1 protein-coding gene is annotated in these 2,977 nt (G+C 59.9%); it reads left to right on the plus strand.

Translation table 11 applies throughout. From position 1 onward, the window contains the following. On the plus strand, positions 1-2,977 hold a 2,977-nt coding region (locus GIW04_RS29420), incomplete at both ends, for a hemagglutinin repeat-containing protein (RefSeq protein WP_236479506.1).

Here is a 2,977-nt window from a genome sequence, read left to right on the forward strand (position 1 = left end):
ACGCCAGGATGTACAGCCAGCGCTTGAAACGCGCACCTTCGATTTCAAAAGCGTCACTCAACAGGGCGCAGCTACGCGTCAGGTGGGCTCCACTGCACGTCAGGTCAGTGGTGTCACCGCCACCACCAGAACGCTTAACGTTGCCGGGGCCGGCGATGTGGCCAACGGGAGTGGCTGGACGCCCAGCCAGATCACCCCAGGTGAAATCGCCCGGGGCGACGGTATCAACGCCCAAGATCCGTCCAGCGGTTCAACGTCGCCAGTGGCGAAGGTCACAGGGCCTACGGACCAGCCAGACCTGGCGCTGACCCAAAGAGACACCCACGTTCAGGTCGCCACACCGGGCGAGCCCACTCGGCCGACGTTGAATATCCCTGGCGTGATGCCGGTTATGCCAGGCGTGCAGCCGGTGGTGAACACACCCGTCGCACAAGGTGCGGGCAGCAGCCCAACCCAGGTCGCGGAGGTGATCGCCCAGCCGGTCAATGCGCTGGCGCAAACCACTCCAGTCGCCAGCCAGACCATCAACCGCGTGCAAGGCTTCATGCCTACCGCGCCAAAGTCGCAACCGCATAAATACCTGATCGAAACCAACCCGGTGCTCACGGACCTCAAGCAGTTCATGAGCTCCGACTACTTGCTCGCAGGGCTGGGTTACAACCCGGACGAAAGTGCCAAGCGCCTGGGCGACGGGCTCTATGAGCAACGCTTGATCCAGCAGGCCGTGCAAGCGCGCACAGGGCAGCGTTTTATCGACGGCCAGAACACCGACGAAAAGCTGTTCAAGTACCTGATGGACAATGCGATCCAGAGCAAGCAGCAACTGAACCTGGCAGTGGGCGTTACCTTGACCTCGCAACAGGTCGCGGCGCTGACCCATGACATCGTCTGGCTCGAACAGCACGAAGTGAACGGTGAAAAGGTGCTGGTGCCGGTGCTGTACATGGCCCAGGCCGACAATCGTCTTGCACCCAATGGCGCATTGATCGCAGGCAACGACCTTAACCTGATCGCCGGCGAAAACCTGGAGAACGCCGGGACCCTGCGTGCCACCAACAACCTGTCCGCCAAAGCGGGCAATGACCTGATCAACAGCGGCTTGATCGAAGCCGGCAACCGCCTCGACCTGCTGGCGGGTAACAACATCGTCAACAAGTCCGGCGGCATCATCGCCGGACGCGATGTCACGCTGACGGCGATCAAGGGTGATGTGATCAACGACCGTGCAGTAACCCGTACCGGCAACGGCACCGCTGAGCGCCGCGACTATCTCGACAGTGCGTCACGCATCGAGGCAGCTAATGACCTGACGATGAATGCAGGCCGTGACATCGCCAATACCGGTGGCGTGCTGCAAAGCGGGCGTGACACCACATTGGTCGCTGGCCGCGATGTGCACATCGATGCCGTTGAGCAACGCAATGGTTTGGACCTGGGCAGCCGCCTGCGCACCGAAACCGTGACGCAAAACGGTGCCAGCGTGGAGGCAGGCCGTGACCTCAAGGTATCGGCAGGGCGAGACTTCAGCGCCATTGCCAGCCGCATCGACGCCAAGCGTGACTTGAGCATCACGACGACTGAGGACCTGAGTATTTCCTCAGCCGCTGACGAACAGCATTCCTCCAGCAAGTCCAAGAAGGTCACCCAGTCCAAGGACCATATCAGCCAGGTTTCCAGCGTGCTGACGGCCGGCGGCGACGTGTCGCTCAATGCCGGTAAAGACCTGGAACTCACCGCCAGCCGAATCGCCGGCGGCGGCAACGTGGCTCTCGATGCACAGCGCGATGTGAGCATCCTCTCTGCCCTGGACGAAGACGCTTCGTTCTACTCGAAAAAGAGCAAGGGCTCGTTCGGTCGTAGCAAAAGCCAGCAGCGGGAAAGTTACGACAGCACCAACGTAGCCTCCGTCGTCGAAGCCGGCAAAGACTTGACCATCAATGCCAGCAAGAAGACTGATGGCGGCATGAGCATCGATGGCGGGCGTGACGTCACCGTGATCGGCAGCCAGTTGAAGGCTGGTGGGGACATGTTGCTGGGGGCCACGGGTGACGTCGCGGTGTTGTCGGGTGTCGAGGAACATGGCTCCTACAGCAAGAAGACCAAGTCCGGGTTCCTGGGGCTGTCCAAAAGCGGCAAGAGCCAGTTGAAGACCACTGCGAGCCAAGTGGGCAGTGAGTTGGAGGCGGGCAATGATGTTGTGGTGGCGGCGGGTAATGATGTACGGGTGCGGGCCAGTGAGATCAGTGCCGATAACGACACTGAACTGCGTTCCGGGCTGGTCAATAGCACGGGTGACATCAACCTGATTTCTGCGAATGACACGGCTTATAGTCGCAGTGAAGAACACAAGAAGAAGTTTGGTTATACGGAAAGGCCGACATCAGTCGCCATTTCGTCTGCGAAGAAGGCCGGTCGTGAAGCCCAGAGCAGCACCAGCGTGGGCAGCCATGTTAGCGCCGAGCGCGATGCAACTTTGCAGGCTGAACGCGACATCAACCTGGTTGGCAGCGGCATCACCGCAGGGCGCAATGTCAATCTGGATGCAGGGCGCGACGTCAATGTGGTCGCCGCACAAGACACCAGCAGCGAACGTAGCTGGGAGAAGAAAAAGCAGACGGGTTCAAGCATCTCCAGTAACGGTAATGGCATCAGCATCTTCGCCGGGACCGAAGGCAGTGGGGAGAAGAATCGTGTCGAACACGAGACCGCTTCCAGCAGCCAGATCAGCGCCGGGCAAGATGTGGCGATCAACGCCAAGCGTGATATCAACCAGCGCGGCTCTGATGTGGGCGCTGCCAATGATATCGAGCTGACGGCGGGCAGAAATATCAATATCGATGCTGCGCGTGAAAGCGTGCTCACCGAGCAGATACGCGAGAAAGAGAGCAACGGCCTGGGTGTTTCGATCAACCATAACTATGCCAATACCAAGGATGCCGTCAGCGGAGCAGGAAAAGGCGAGGACAATGTCAGCAAG

Origin of the sequence: Pseudomonas sp. PA-4-8C (assembly GCF_021606625.1) — a bacterium.
Taxonomy (GTDB): domain Bacteria; phylum Pseudomonadota; class Gammaproteobacteria; order Pseudomonadales; family Pseudomonadaceae; genus Aquipseudomonas; species Aquipseudomonas lactis.